Origin of the sequence: Raoultella sp. (genome assembly GCF_039594335.1) — a bacterium.
GTDB lineage: Bacteria > Pseudomonadota > Gammaproteobacteria > Enterobacterales > Enterobacteriaceae > Klebsiella.
The window spans coordinates 51,185-64,544 of the sequence record NZ_JBCNNS010000004.1 but is presented as its reverse complement, the minus strand read 5'-3'; the positions used below and the strand labels follow the sequence as shown (position 1 = coordinate 64,544).

The 13,360-nt window shown below is 56.0% G+C and carries 13 protein-coding genes and 1 riboswitch; of the genes, 5 read left to right on the top strand and 8 right to left on the bottom strand.

The features are described from left to right. The 3 genes from cpdA to nudF form a co-directional block, all read right to left on the bottom strand. Positions 1-607, bottom strand: a 607-nt coding sequence (gene cpdA, locus ACZAHD_RS01330; protein ID WP_462455179.1) for a 3',5'-cyclic-AMP phosphodiesterase, incomplete at its 3' end; no start/stop codon positions are given. Between the two features lie 24 nt (positions 608-631). Beyond that, positions 632-1,054: a DUF1249 family protein gene (locus ACZAHD_RS01325; protein WP_004867771.1), complete on the bottom strand. Its 423-nt coding sequence runs from the start codon at positions 1,052-1,054 to the stop codon at positions 632-634. Next, complete coding sequence (gene nudF / locus ACZAHD_RS01320) at positions 1,051-1,683, bottom strand: ADP-ribose diphosphatase (protein WP_462455178.1); 633 nt, start codon at positions 1,681-1,683, stop codon at positions 1,051-1,053. Before nudF ends, ACZAHD_RS01325 begins: the two co-directional genes overlap by 4 nt. 195 nt (positions 1,684-1,878) lie before the next feature. Between nudF and tolC the strand changes: the two genes are divergently transcribed. The 3 genes from tolC to ACZAHD_RS01305 all read left to right on the top strand — a co-directional run bounded on the left by tolC (position 1,879) and on the right by ACZAHD_RS01305 (position 5,360). Then, a complete protein-coding gene (gene tolC, locus ACZAHD_RS01315) occupies positions 1,879-3,351 on the top strand; it encodes an outer membrane channel protein TolC (protein ID WP_462455177.1) in 1,473 nt (490 codons plus the stop codon). A gap of 171 nt (positions 3,352-3,522) precedes the next feature. Continuing rightward, positions 3,523-4,194, top strand: a complete 672-nt coding sequence (locus tag ACZAHD_RS01310) for a DUF1190 family protein (protein ID WP_462455176.1) — start codon at positions 3,523-3,525, stop codon at positions 4,192-4,194. 5 nt (positions 4,195-4,199) lie between these two features. Further along, positions 4,200-5,360 carry a glutathionylspermidine synthase family protein gene (locus ACZAHD_RS01305; RefSeq protein WP_462455175.1) on the top strand — a complete coding sequence of 387 codons (1,161 nt, stop codon included), beginning with the start codon at positions 4,200-4,202 and terminating at the stop codon, positions 5,358-5,360. Positions 5,361-5,408: 48 nt separating this feature from the next. Here the strand turns inward: ACZAHD_RS01305 and ygiD are convergent, their stop codons facing one another. Continuing rightward, positions 5,409-6,200: a 4,5-DOPA-extradiol-dioxygenase gene (gene ygiD, locus ACZAHD_RS01300; RefSeq protein ID WP_462455174.1), complete on the bottom strand. Its 792-nt coding sequence runs from the start codon at positions 6,198-6,200 to the stop codon at positions 5,409-5,411. A 194-nt stretch (positions 6,201-6,394) separates the two neighbouring features. Here ygiD and zupT point away from each other — a divergent pair, with 194 nt between their 5' ends. Next, complete coding sequence (gene zupT / locus ACZAHD_RS01295) at positions 6,395-7,165, top strand: zinc transporter ZupT (protein WP_462455183.1); 771 nt, start codon at positions 6,395-6,397, stop codon at positions 7,163-7,165. Between the two features lie 57 nt (positions 7,166-7,222). Here zupT and ribB read toward each other — a convergent pair whose 3' ends face one another. Beyond that, positions 7,223-7,876, bottom strand: a complete 654-nt coding sequence (gene ribB, locus ACZAHD_RS01290) for a 3,4-dihydroxy-2-butanone-4-phosphate synthase (protein WP_462455173.1) — start codon at positions 7,874-7,876, stop codon at positions 7,223-7,225. A gap of 105 nt (positions 7,877-7,981) precedes the next feature. Beyond that, positions 7,982-8,133, bottom strand: a riboswitch (FMN riboswitch). Positions 8,134-8,253: 120 nt separating this feature from the next. On the opposite strand from ribB, the gene ubiK reads away from it, so the two are divergent. Next, entirely contained in the window at positions 8,254-8,523 is a 270-nt protein-coding gene (gene ubiK / locus ACZAHD_RS01285; protein ID WP_462455172.1) for a ubiquinone biosynthesis accessory factor UbiK, read from the top strand. 32 nt (positions 8,524-8,555) lie between these two features. Here the strand turns inward: ubiK and glgS are convergent, their stop codons facing one another. The 3 genes from glgS to glnE all read right to left on the bottom strand — a co-directional run bounded on the left by glgS (position 8,556) and on the right by glnE (position 13,357). Continuing rightward, positions 8,556-8,765: a cell surface composition regulator GlgS gene (glgS, locus tag ACZAHD_RS01280; protein WP_462455171.1), complete on the bottom strand. Its 210-nt coding sequence runs from the start codon at positions 8,763-8,765 to the stop codon at positions 8,556-8,558. A 262-nt stretch (positions 8,766-9,027) separates the two neighbouring features. After that, on the bottom strand, positions 9,028-10,461 hold the full coding sequence (gene hldE / locus ACZAHD_RS01275) for a bifunctional D-glycero-beta-D-manno-heptose-7-phosphate kinase/D-glycero-beta-D-manno-heptose 1-phosphate adenylyltransferase HldE (protein WP_462455170.1): 1,434 nt from the start codon (positions 10,459-10,461) through the stop codon (positions 9,028-9,030). Between the two features lie 58 nt (positions 10,462-10,519). Continuing rightward, positions 10,520-13,357, bottom strand: coding sequence for a bifunctional [glutamate--ammonia ligase]-adenylyl-L-tyrosine phosphorylase/[glutamate--ammonia-ligase] adenylyltransferase (glnE, locus tag ACZAHD_RS01270; RefSeq protein ID WP_462455182.1), 2,838 nt, complete (start codon positions 13,355-13,357; stop codon positions 10,520-10,522). Positions 13,358-13,360 lie beyond the last annotated feature (3 nt).

Sequence of the window (13,360 nt, the reverse complement as noted above, 5' to 3'; positions counted from 1 at the left end):
GACCACAGAGTAAATGCTTTACGCGTGGGAAAGCGGCCAGCGCACGATCCAGAGCCCCGGCATTACGCAGACTGTGTTGATCCAACCAGCTACATCCCGAAGGGAGCGGATGGTGATGCAACAGCAGAAGCGTATGGCGCTCTGGCTCTTCCGCCAGCTTATGCTCCAGCCACTCAAGCTGAAAGTCGCTCAGCTCGCCGTGGGGAACGCCAAACACCTGACTGTCGAGTAGCAAAATTTGCCAGTGCTCGCCTAACAAGACCCGTTTGGCCGGGGAAATACCCGATTCCAGCAACGTGCTGTACATCGCCGGCTGGAAGTCATGATTGCCCGGCAACCAGACACAAGGCGCAGCAAAACTCGCGATACCTTCAGCAAAGTGCTGGTAGGCCGCGGCTGAATGGTCCTGCGCCAGATCGCCTGTTGCTACTATAAGATCGCATGGACGCTGTGAGGCATGGATGGCATCCAGCACGGCCTGGTAGCTTTCCCAGGTATTGATACCTAACAGCGTTTCATGTTTTTCAGCAAACAGGTGAGTATCAGTAATTTGTAATATCCTGACTCTGGTCTCACCAGCCAGAGGCAGATTTAACAGGCTTTCCAAATGGTGTCCTTAGGTTTCACGACGCTAACAAACCGGAATCGCCATCGCTCCATGTGCTAAACAGTATCTCAGCCAGTCCGCCAGGAACTGATTAATTTGATGCTTTTCGTCGCGTTGATGCAACTTTTTATTAGGATAATCATACTTTGCCTTGAAGCGAAAGATCTGCTGAGTCGAACACACTTCAGCGACCATCGCATCATGATACAGACGTACCGTCATTGACGGTAAACTCCAGTAACTTACCGCCGGAACCGTCTGCTCAATTGACACTAATGTAGTGTAGCGGGTCGACTCGACGATAGTTAATCGATATTGCGCGTTGCCCACCTGATAGCCCGCGACATCGCCGGCTGCATCGGTTCGAGGCAACAAGCGGCGCAACTGAGCAAAATTGGTTTCACACAGGCGCATCATTTCCGGGAAGTCAGGTGTATAACGCTTCATTTTGTCCACTCATTACGTAAATTGTGATAATGCAATTGCAGCCATTGCAAGGCGATGACAGAGGCCGCGTTGTCGATTTTCCCCTCTTCAACCCACTGATAAGCCTGCTCCCGGCTTACCACATGCACCCGGATGTCTTCATTTTCATCCGCCAGACCGTGAATCCCTTTTGCTGTTGTGGCATCGACTTCACCAACCAGAATCGACAGCCTTTCGCTGGTGCCGCCAGGGCTTGCCAGGTAGCTCAGGACCGGTTTTGTCCGTCCGACGAGCAGCCCGGCTTCTTCTACCGCTTCGCGGCGGGCAACGTCCTCGGGGGTTTCACCGTCTTCAATCATACCGGCGACCATTTCAAGTAGCCACGGGCTCTCGCTAGTATCATACGCGGCGATACGGATTTGCTCGACCAGCACCACTTCATCACGTATCGGGTCAAAGGGTAGCAAGACTGCGGCATGCCCGCGCTCAAAAATTTCGCGCGTCACCTCGCCGCTCATCCCACCATTAAACAGGCGATGGCGAAAACGGTATAAATCCAGCGAAAAAAAACCACGATAAAGCGTTTCGCGTGCAATAATTTCTACATCATTTTTAGAGAAGGTGATCCCTTGCTGATTGGGCTTGCTCATTGTCTCTGTCCTGCGCATCCGAAAGTAAGGATTTATAAGCCGTTTGGCTATCGTTTTACAGTCTGTATGTTAGATTGATGCAAATTACCGCCGGATGGCACGTAACGCCAACTTTTTACTGCGGCAGAGTCGATACAATCAGCGAATATATTTAGAATTTGGGCAGCGCTTTATGCTTCACAACAAGGAATGCAAATGAAGAAACTTTTCCCCATCCTCATCGGTCTGGGCCTGACTGGCTTCAGCGCCATGAGCCAGGCAGAAAACCTGATGCAGGTTTATCAGCAGGCGCGCGTCAGCAACCCTGACCTGCGTAAATCAGCAGCCGATCGTGATGCTGCATTCGAGAAGATCAACGAAGCACGTAGCCCGTTACTGCCTCAGCTTGGCCTGGGCGCGGATTATACTTACACCAATGGTTATCGCGACAGCAACGGCGTGAACTCGAACGTCACCAGCGGCTCGCTGCAGTTAACGCAGGTTCTTTTCGATATGTCGAAATGGCGCTCGCTGACGCTACAGGAAAAACAGGCTGGCATTCAGGACGTCACCTATCAGACGGACCAGCAAACGCTGATTCTGAACACCGCGACGGCTTACTTTAACGTTCTGAGTGCGATTGATACGCTTTCCTACACCGAAGCACAGAAACAGGCTATCTACCGCCAGTTGGATCAGACCACCCAGCGCTTTAACGTTGGCCTTGTGGCGATCACCGACGTGCAGAACGCCCGTTCACAGTACGATTCCGTGCTGGCAAACGAAGTGACCGCACGCAATAACCTTGACAACGCGGTAGAAGCGCTACGCCAGGTAACCGGCAACTACTATCCGCAACTGGCATCGCTGAACGTTGGCGGTTTTAAAACCAACAAGCCGCAGACGGTAAATGCGCTGCTGAAGGAAGCAGAAAACCGCAACCTGTCGCTGCTGCAAGCCCGTCTGAGCCAGGACCTCGCCCGCGAGCAAATTCGTCAGGCGCAGGATGGTCATCTGCCGACCTTGAATTTAACCGCCTCAACCGGGATATCGAACACCTCCTACAACGGTTCAAAAACCAACGATCCAACGCGCTATGGCGACACTGATGCCGGGCAGAACAAAATCGGCCTGAATTTCTCGCTGCCGCTGTATCAGGGCGGGATGGTTAACTCGCAGGTGAAACAGGCGCAGTACAACTTCGTTGGCGCCAGCGAACAGCTGGAAAGCGCGCATCGTAGCGTGGTTCAGACCGTTCGTTCTTCCTTTAATAACATCAATGCCTCTATCAGCAGCATCAACGCCTACAAACAGGCAGTGGTCTCTGCACAGAGCTCCCTTGATGCCATGGAAGCAGGTTATTCCGTGGGGACGCGTACCATCGTCGACGTACTGGATGCTACAACGACCCTGTACAACGCCAAGCAGCAGCTCTCCAGCGCACGTTATAATTACCTGATTAACCAACTGAACATTAAATCTGCGCTCGGTACCCTGAACGAACAGGATCTGGTTGCGTTGAATAACACCCTGGGCAAAGCTGTGTCGACCTCGCCAGATAGCGTCGCGCCGGAAACCCCGCAGCAGGATGCTAACGCTGATGGCTACAGCAGTAATGCGGCCCCAGCGGCAACACCGGCTTCGACCCGCGCCACGAAAACCAGCGGCACAAATCCTTTCCGCCAGTAATCGTCATGGCGTCATGGCGCTTCGCTTAACGAATTCCGCTAAGCGAAGCGCTAAACGTAAGGCAACGTAAAGATCCCCTCCTTTCCGCCCCTCTTCGCTTCATTTTCCACCACTCATCCTCTATCCTGAGCGTTAACAAACCGTAATACCACTGGGTCCAGGAAGACAAATATGAAACGGACAAAAAATATTAATCATGCCTCGTTCCGTAAAAGCTGGAGCGCGCGCCATCTGACGCCGGTCGCCCTTGCCGTGACGGCCGTATTTATGCTTGCCGGTTGTGAAAAAACTGACGAGACGGTTTCTCTGTACCAAAACGCCGATGACTGCTCTGCAGCCAACCCGGGGAAAAGCGCAGAATGCACCACTGCTTTCAACAATGCCCAGAAAGAAGCGGTACGTACCGCACCGAAATACGCCACGCGTGAAGATTGCGTCGCTGAATTCGGCGAAGGCCAGTGCCAGCAAACGCCGGCTCAGGCGGGCGTAGCGCCGGAAAACCAGGCGCAGGCGCAAAGCAGCGGCAGCTTCTGGATGCCGCTGATGGCAGGCTACATGATGGGCCGTCTGATGGGTGGCGGCATGGGTGCGCAGCAGCCGCTGTTCAGCTCGAAAAACCCGGCCAGCCCAGCCTATGGTCAGTACACCGATGCCGGTGGTAAGAGCTACGGTGCCGCGCAGCCAGGCCGGACGATGAACGTACCGAAGACGGCGATGGCGCCCAAACCGGCCACCACCAGCACCGTCACTCGCGGTGGGTTTGGTGAATCGGTCGCGAAACAATCCACCATGCAACGCAGCGCGGCGGGCACCACCTCGACTAATCGCTCAATGGGCGGCTAAATCACATGGAAAGAATCAGCATCACGGAGCGCCCGGACTGGCGTGAAAAGGCGACCGAATACGGTTTCAACTTTCATACTATGTATGGCGAGCCGTACTGGAGCGAAGAGGCCTATTACAGACTGACGCTGGCGCAGGTTGAGAAGCTTGAAGAGGTCACCGCCGGGCTGCACCAAATGTGTCTGCAGGCAGTGGAAAAAGTCGTCGCCAGCGATGAGCTGATGGTGAAGTTCCGCATCCCGAAACATACCTGGGGCTTCGTTCGTCAGTCGTGGAAAACCAACCAACCGTCGCTCTACTCACGCCTCGATCTGGCGTGGGACGGCGTAGGCGAGCCGAAGCTGCTGGAGAACAACGCCGACACGCCGACCTCGTTGTATGAAGCCGCTTTCTTCCAGTGGATTTGGCTGGAAGATCAAATGAACGCCGGCCAGTTGCCAGCAGGCAGCGACCAGTTCAACAGTCTGCAGGAAAAGCTGATCGCGCGTTTTGCCGAGCTGCGCGAACAGTTTGGCTTCCAGCTGCTGCATATGGCCTGCTGTCGCGATACCGAAGAAGATCGCGGCACCGTTCAGTATCTGCAGGACTGTGCCGCAGAAGCAGGTGTAGCCACCGAGTTTCTGTATATCGAAGATATCGGCCTGGGTGAAAAAGGTCAGTTTACCGACCTGCAGGATCAGGTTATTGGCAACCTGTTCAAGCTCTACCCGTGGGAGTATATGCTGCGCGAGATGTTCTCCACTAAACTGGAAGACGCGGGCGTGCGCTGGCTGGAACCGGCGTGGAAGAGCATCATTTCGAACAAAGCTCTGCTTCCGCTGCTGTGGGAGATGTTCCCGAACCACCCTAACCTGCTGGCGTCTTACTTCAGCGAAGATGCGCATCCGGAGATGGAGAAGTACGTCATTAAGCCGATCTTCTCCCGTGAAGGAGCCAACGTGTCGATCGTGGAAAACGGCAAAGTGCTAGAGGCGGTAGAGGGTCCCTACGGAGAAGAAGGCACGATCGTGCAGGAGTTTTATCCGCTGCCGAAGTTTGGCGACAGCTACACGCTGATCGGCAGCTGGCTCATCAACGATCAGCCAGCCGGTATCGGCGTACGCGAGGATCGGGCATTAATCACCCAAGATCTGTCGCGTTTCTACCCGCACATTTTCGTCGAATAAGATATCCCCCGGCAGCGCTGACGCCTGCCGGGGTTATCACATTCTCTTCTACGCCCCAATCAGCACCGACAGCATGCTCAGCGATCCCATCTCCATCCCTTCCACCGGAATAGATATCGGCTCTTCGCCGTCCCAGGTGCCCAGAACGTAGAGCAGCGGCAAGAAGTGCTCCGCCGTCGGATTAGAAAGCGATCCGCCCTCATGCGCCAGATAGTTCACCAGCGGATGCTCTGCCACCGGTCCCTTCCAGCTCAGGTTGCTTTTCACGTAGTCATTAAATGATTCTGCCCACGGGTAAGGCGTGCTCTCGCCATGCCAGCGTGCCGTTCTCAGGTTATGCACCACGTTACCGCTCGCCACCAGCATGATACCTTCATCACGTAGTGCCGCCAGCTTACGTCCCATTTCCATATGCCAGGCTGCCGGTTTGGTGCTGTCGATGCTCAGTTGCACCATCGGGATATCCGCATCGGGGTACATTTTTATCAGCACGCCCCATGAGCCATGATCGAAGCCCCAGGCTTCTTTATCCAGGACCACGGGCACCGGCGCCAACAGCTCAACCAGATGCTGCGCCAGTTCAGGAGAACCGGGAGCCGGGTAATGCGTATCGTACAGCGCCTGCGGGAAGCCGCCAAAATCGTGGATCGTCTTCGGCGTTTCCATGGCTGTTACCCCGGTACCGCGAGTAAACCAGTGCGCAGAAACCACAACGATAGCTTTTGGTCGCGGCAATGTTTCGCCCAGCTGCCGCCAGGCGCGGGTATAGATGTTATCTTCCAGCACGTTCATCGGGCTGCCGTGGCCTAAAAACAACGCTGGCATTCGGGTACGGGACATGGTGATATCCTTAAACAGAGGAATTGTGATGCCTTTACATTACGCGTTTTTGCATCAGGATAAACTCAGATAAGCATGATGATGATCGTCAGAAAATTTGAATGTAATTCGCTGTAAAGGGCGACATCTCCCTCTCGCCGTTAGCAGATACTCTGGCTATCATTAATGATAACCATTATCAAAGGAAATGAATGATGTCGTCACCCTTAATATTGACGCTGCTGGCGGGTAGCGCCACATTTATCGGGGCTATTTTTGGCGTTCTGGGCCAGAAGCCGTCCAACCGGCTGCTGGGATTTTCCCTCGGCTTTGCCGCAGGCATCATGCTGCTTATCTCACTGATGGAGATGCTGCCTGCCGCGCTGAACGCGGAAGGGATGTCGCCGCTGCTCGGTTACGGCATGTTTGTCATCGGCCTGCTGGGCTACTTTGCGCTCGACCGTCTTCTGCCACACGCGCATCCGCAGGATCTGATGTCGCCGGGTATACCGCGCCCACGTAACCTTCGCCGAACTGCAATTTTATTGACTCTGGGCATCAGCCTGCACAACTTCCCGGAAGGGATCGCCACCTTTGTGACGGCCAGTAATAACCTCGAGCTGGGAATGGGCGTCGCGCTGGCGGTCGCTTTACACAATATTCCCGAGGGGCTGGCGGTTGCCGGCCCGGTTTATGCCGCCACCGGTTCGCGGCATAAGGCGGTACTCTGGGCGGGCCTTTCCGGGATGGCGGAAATTCTCGGCGGCCTGCTGGCCTGGCTGATCCTCGGTAGCCTGGTGTCACCCGTCGTGATGGGCGCCATTATGGCGGCCGTTGCCGGGATCATGGTGGCGCTGTCAGTTGATGAGCTGATGCCGCTGGCAAAAGAGATCGATCCGCAGAGCAACCCAAGTTATGGCGTGCTGTGCGGGATGTCGGTGATGGGGTTAAGTCTGGTTGCGCTGCAGGCAATGGGCATTGGCTGATGACAAAAACAACAAAGCCCACGCGGAGGTGGGCTTTGCCATGACGCGGGGCCACAATCAGCTGGCTTTACGCTCATGTTCGCGGCGATAGGCCACCAGATCTTCAATGGTGACTACGGCCATATTATGCTTCTGCGCGAACGCAATGCACTCCGGCGCGCGCGCCATCGAGCCATCGTCGTTCGTCAGTTCACACAGCACGCCAGCCGGCTTAAAGCCCGCCAGCGTCACCAGGTCGATGGTCGCTTCAGTGTGACCGCCACGGGTCAGCACGCCGCCAGGCTGTGCGCGCAGCGGGAAGACATGACCAGGACGGTTAAGGTCAGAAGGTTTAGCGCCATCTGCAATAGCCGCGCGCACGGTGGTCACACGGTCAGCAGCGGAAACGCCAGTGGTGACGCCTTCTGCAGCTTCGATGGTCACAGTAAAGCCGGTGCCGTATGCACTGGTGTTGTTTTCCACCATCATCGGCAGGTCAAGCTGCTTACGGCGTTCATCGGTCAGGCACAGACAGACAATGCCGCTGCCGTGGCGAATGGTCAGCGCCATCTGCTCGACGGTCATGGTTTCGGCGGCGAAAATCATGTCGCCTTCGTTTTCACGGTCTTCATCATCAAGCACCATCACACCGCGGCCTTCGCGCAGTGCATTTAAAGCGTGTTCCACACGTTCAAAAGCGGTACCAAAAGAAGAAAGGAGCGTCTGATTCATGGTAAATAAACCTCATTAAAATTATGGTTACCAGAATCAGGGCAGTCTTAGGAGCGCCGGTTTAGCGGCAAAAGTCAACGCAAGCGGATCGAGACCCGACTGAGCCGTTACTCTCTCCCATCCGGACTTTAACCGTCGGCCCCGGAATTACACCGGATCTGCTGACCTTTCTGCTATTGCAGAAAGCGCTCGCGGGCTTTCAACGCCATGGTTGATTTACCGCCGGTGGGGAATTTCGCCCCGCCCTGAGAATAAGCGGAATCACTATAACGCTATTGATTATCATCGGCAATGCATAAGCTTCAAACATTTCTGGTTTATAGGCAGCGTCAATCGCACTACAATGAACGACAAACCGACCAGAGCAGGAAACCACCATGATTGACCCGAAAAAAATTGAACAAATCGCCCGCCAGGTCCATGAATCGATGCCGAAAGGCCTTCGCGATCTTGGGGAAGACGTCGAGAAAAAGATCCGTCAGGTACTCCAGTCTCAACTGACTCGTCTGGATTTGGTCAGTCGCGAAGAGTTTGATGTGCAGACGCAGGTGCTGCTGCGTACCCGCGAAAAACTGGCGCTGCTGGAGCAGCGTATCAGCGATCTGGAAAGCCGCGCGACCACCCCGACCGTCGAAGAGAAGCCGTAAAAAAACAACGGGCCCTCAGGCCCGTTGTGGTTTCAGTGTTCTCGCTCTGATTTCGACGCAACCTCTTCACTTACCTGACGACAGTAGAGTTCATAACGTTGGCAAAACCATTCACGATGATCTTCATCCATGTTGCCGACAATAGCCTGGAGATCAACGGTGTGTCCTTGCGCATGCATTCTGGCGAAACTCAGGGCCAGAAAATCAAAGTTCTTCATTGAATACAGTTCGTGATGATTCATCCGCATACTCCTTCAGCCATGTGTGTTCTGATTGGTCATATGCTTTCTACTGACTCCAGTATTTACACTTACGCTAACGCTTTTTGTACGAAAAATGCGCTCAAATAACCTGTTTATTGCGCTGAATCATTTCTGTCATCATTAAATAAAAAAAGCCGGCGATCTCACGATCGTCGGCATTTTAAGTCGGGCATTATCCGGGGTTCTTCGGCCTCGCGATGCGCAACCTCACTCTCCCTGGACATCCGCCCGGCATCACAAATTACTTCCCGCTGTTTTTCTGGATCTTCTTAATGATGTTGGTCGTAGAACAACCATCTTCAAAGTTAAGCACCAGAACATCGCCGCCGTTCGCCCAGACCTCCTCGCTACCCGCGATATCTTCCGGCTTATAGTCGCCGCCTTTGACCAGCAGGTCCGGCAGAATCCCGGCGATCAGGCGCTGCGGCGTATCCTCTTCAAATGAGACCACCCAGTCGACGGCTTCCAGCGCGCCGAGCACGATCATGCGTTGATCCAGCGGATTAACCGGACGAGACTCACCTTTCAGACGTTTGGTCGAGGCATCGCTGTTGACCGCAACGATCAGGCGATCGCCCAGCTTGCGCGCATTGGCCAGATAAGAAACGTGGCCCGCATGCAGAATGTCAAACACACCGTTGGTCATCACCACTTTCTCGCCACGCTTACGCGCCGCCGCAACGGCCTGTTTCAGCTCATCTTCGGTCATCACGCCAAACCCGGTCTCCGCACGCCCGCGCACGGCGTTTTCCAGCTCGATAGGTGAAACGGTAGATGTACCCAGCTTGCCGACCACAACGCCGGCCGCCGCGTTGGCAAAGTAACACGCCTCTTCCAGAGTATTGCCGGAGGCGAGCGTTGCCGCCAGCACACCAATTACCGTATCGCCAGCGCCGGTGACGTCATACACTTCTTGCGCCTGAGTCGGCATATGCAGCGGCGGACGGCCCGGCTGCAACAGCGTCATCCCTTGCTCGGAACGGGTTACCAGCAGTGCGGAGAGTTCGAAATCAGCAATAATCTTCAGGCCGCGTTCGACAATGTCCGCTTCGTCTTTACACTTGCCCGCGACGGCTTCGAATTCGGAGAGGTTCGGCGTCAGCAGCGTGGCACCGCGATAGCGTTCAAAATCGGTGCCTTTCGGATCGATCAGCACCGGTACGTCGGCATCGCGCGCCAGCTTAATCATGGTCTGAACGCTGGCCAGCGCGCCTTTTGCGTAATCGGACAACACCAGCGCCCCGATGGTACCCAGCGCCTGCTGAATACGGTCGTGCATGGGCTGCGGATCGACGCCGGAGAATCCCTCTTCGAAATCCAGGCGGATCAACTGCTGGTTGCGCGACAGCACGCGCAACTTGGTGATAGTCGGGTGGGTCGGCACAGAGACGAAATCGCACTTCACGTTGACATCCGCCAGCGCCTTACTGAGCGCACGCGCTGCGTCATCAATCCCGGTCAGGCCAACCAGGCGTGAAGTCGCGCCGAGAGAGGCGATGTTCATCGCCACGTTTGCCGCACCGCCGGGACGCTCTTCGATATTTTCCACCTTGACCACCGGCACTGGGGCTTCGGGGGAAATACGGCTGGTGGGTCCATACCAGTAGCGGTCCAGCATGACATCGCCAACCACCAACACTCCTGCACGTTCAAACTCCGGCAGCGTTACTTTCATGACTCTCTCCTGCGAGATACAAACTTTGCGCGCGATAATAGCACACCCGGTTTTTTAGTTAAGCCATCAACCACTTCTGCCAGCTGGCGCTCACCTGCTGACGTTCATGGATAAAGGCGTCTGGGTCGACGTTCCCCGGCTGTTCCTGCAAGGCCAGATGATGCAGCGCATCGCGCAGCGTGGTGTACGCATGGGTCAACGCCCGCGCTTCTTCATCATCCATAATGTCGTTTTGCGCCAACAGCGCCAGAATGCGCACGTTATCAGACCAGCGCGTCAGCTTCGGCTTATCGTGCGCATAGCGTAGGACCAGATACTGGGTAATAAATTCAATGTCGGTAATGCCTCCGGCATCGGCTTTAATATCAAAGCGATCCCGGTGCTTATTGCCGAGATGCGCGCGCATTTTCTCCCGCATTTCCCGCACTTCGGTCTGCAGCGTCGCCCCTTCACGCGGCGCGCAGAGAATATCGCGACGGATGGTATTAAAACGCACCTGCAGTTCCGGATCGCCATAAACCACGCGGGCACGTACCAGGGCCTGATGTTCCCAGGTCCAGGCTTCATTCTTCTGGTAATCGGCAAACGAATCGGCAGTGGTGACCAGCATCCCCGCCGCACCAGACGGACGTAAGCGCGCATCCACTTCGTAGAGAATCCCTGAAGAGGTGCGGGTGCTGAAGAGATGCATAATGCGTTGGGCCAGACGCAAATAGAACTGGCGACCGTCGATTTCGCGCTCCCCGTCGGTCATCACCTCCATCGGGCAGTCATGCAGGAACACCAGGTCAAGGTCCGAACTGTAGCCCAGTTCCCAGCCCCCCAGTTTTCCGTAGCCGACGACCGCAAAACCACGCCCCTGGCGCTCATGCAGATGCGTCGGCTGACCATAACGCGCCACCATCTGCATCCACGCCTGCTGCACCACTGCATCAATCATCGCTTCGGCCAGCCAGGTTAAGTGATCGCTCACCTTCATCACCGGCAGCGTACCGGCAATATCGGCGGCGGCAATATGCAGCAGTTGCGCCTGCTTAAACTGGCGTAACGCCTCCAACTGCTGCTCTTCATCCTCTTCCGGCACGCGCAGCAGATACTGCCGTAGCTCATCGCGATAGGCATCGGTCGCTGTCGGTTGATAGAGCGTATTGGGATCCAGCAGTTCATCCAGCAGCAGCGGATGGCGCGCCAGTTGGCTGGCAACCATCGGCGAGGCGGCGCAAAGGCTAATCAGATGTTTCAACGCGCCGGGATATTCGCTAAGCAATTCGAGGTAGGTGGTTCGGGTAACGATGCCGGTTAAAAGCGGCGTAATACGCGCCAGCGGCACCGGCGCATCGGCCCGCGAACACACCTCGCTGAGCAGATGCGGCATTAATTGATCCAGCACCTGGCGCCCGCGCGGGCCGATGGTGCGTTTATCGAGATCTTTACGGAAATCGGCAATCAGCGCCAGCACGCTGCGACGGTCGTCATCCTCAAGGTGGACCAGCGCCGGACTGGTGTCATCCTCTTCCAGCGCATCCTGCCACAGCTCGCGCCAGTACTCCTCCAACAGCTCATCCGGTGATTGCGCTTCATCATCGCCAATCAGCTCGTTGAACACCTGCCGTACGCTGGCCATTTTCTCTTCCAGCTGTGCGCTCAGCGCTTCCCAGTCATCAACATTCATGCCCCACGCCAGGCGAGCGCGGTTAAGCGCATCCTGCGGCAGAGTTTGAGTCTGCTCGTCATTGATACTTTGCAGCAGGTTTTCCAGGCGGCGTAAGAACAGGTAGGCATCACGCAACCGTGCGGCATCGCCTTCCGGTAGCAGGTGCAGCTCATCGATCGCCGCCAGCGTCGGAAGCAGCGCCCGCTGCTGGAGCGCCGGTTCGCGTCCGCCGCGAATCAGTTGGAAGACCTGCACGATAAATTCGATTTCGCGGATACCGCCCGCACCGAGCTTGATATTGTCCTTTAGCCCGCGACGGCGAACTTCACGGGCAATCATCCCCTTCATGTTACGCAGCGACTGGATCACGCTGAAGTCGATGTAACGACGGAAGACAAACGGCCGCAGCATAGCGCGCAGTTCGTTGGCGTAGGTACCTTCGTTATCCCCCATGATGCGCGCTTTGACCATCGCGTAGCGCTCCCAGTCGCGCCCTTGTTCCTGATAGTAATCTTCCAGTGCGGCAAAGCTCAGCACCAGCGGTCCGCTGTCGCCGAAGGGGCGCAGGCGCATGTCAACGCGATAAACAAAGCCATCCTGGGTCGGCTGATCGAGGACTTTAATCAGCCGCTGGCCGAGGCGGGTAAAGAACTGCCCGTTATCCAGCTCGCGGCGCCCGCCGCGGGTTGTGCCATGTTCAGGCCAGGCAAAAATCAGATCGATATCCGACGAGAAATTGAGTTCGCCTCCGCCCAGTTTCCCCATCCCGAGGATCAGCAGCGGCTGTGCTTTTCCTTCGGCACTGGAAGGGGTTCCCCATTCGCGACAGCAGACGGTGTAAAGCCAGTCGCGAGCGGCGACAATCAGCGTCTCCGCCAGCGCGCTTAACTGTTGCAAACTGCTCTCTTCACTGACCAGCGACAGCGCCTGTGCCCAGGCGATACGCACCATGATCCGGCGGCGAAACAGGCGTAGCTCACGCATCAACCCCGCTTCGTCGTTGACCTCGTCCAGGGCTGCCTGTAGCCAGTCAGCATAGTGACGCCACTCTTGCGCCTCGGGGGGGGAGTTTTCAAGCTCGGTCAGCCACTGCGGCTGCGCCACCAGACTCTGCTGGACGAAATCGCTGAACGCCATCACCGACTGCGCCTGCGGACTTAACGTAGATAATGGAAAGTCCGCTGGCAGTCGGTTTACAACCGTCTGCCAGTGCTGCTGTAACTGTGAAGAAAGCGGCATGATAAG

What these genes read in the sequence shown, in the direction of transcription:
- ACZAHD_RS01325 (WP_004867771.1), bottom strand. Translation starts at nt 1,054, where the DNA reads ATGAAGCGTTATACACCTGACTTCCCGGAAATGATGCGCCTGTGTGAA.
- nudF (WP_462455178.1), bottom strand. Translation starts at nt 1,683, where the DNA reads ATGAGCAAGCCCAATCAGCAAGGGATCACCTTCTCTAAAAATGATGTA.
- tolC (WP_462455177.1), top strand. Translation starts at nt 1,879, where the DNA reads ATGAAGAAACTTTTCCCCATCCTCATCGGTCTGGGCCTGACTGGCTTC.
- ACZAHD_RS01310 (WP_462455176.1), top strand. Translation starts at nt 3,523, where the DNA reads ATGAAACGGACAAAAAATATTAATCATGCCTCGTTCCGTAAAAGCTGG.
- ACZAHD_RS01305 (WP_462455175.1), top strand. Translation starts at nt 4,200, where the DNA reads ATGGAAAGAATCAGCATCACGGAGCGCCCGGACTGGCGTGAAAAGGCG.
- ygiD (WP_462455174.1), bottom strand. Translation starts at nt 6,200, where the DNA reads ATGTCCCGTACCCGAATGCCAGCGTTGTTTTTAGGCCACGGCAGCCCG.
- zupT (WP_462455183.1), top strand. Translation starts at nt 6,395, where the DNA reads ATGTCGTCACCCTTAATATTGACGCTGCTGGCGGGTAGCGCCACATTT.
- ribB (WP_462455173.1), bottom strand. Translation starts at nt 7,876, where the DNA reads ATGAATCAGACGCTCCTTTCTTCTTTTGGTACCGCTTTTGAACGTGTG.
- ubiK (WP_462455172.1), top strand. Translation starts at nt 8,254, where the DNA reads ATGATTGACCCGAAAAAAATTGAACAAATCGCCCGCCAGGTCCATGAA.
- glgS (WP_462455171.1), bottom strand. Translation starts at nt 8,765, where the DNA reads ATGAATCATCACGAACTGTATTCAATGAAGAACTTTGATTTTCTGGCC.
- hldE (WP_462455170.1), bottom strand. Translation starts at nt 10,461, where the DNA reads ATGAAAGTAACGCTGCCGGAGTTTGAACGTGCAGGAGTGTTGGTGGTT.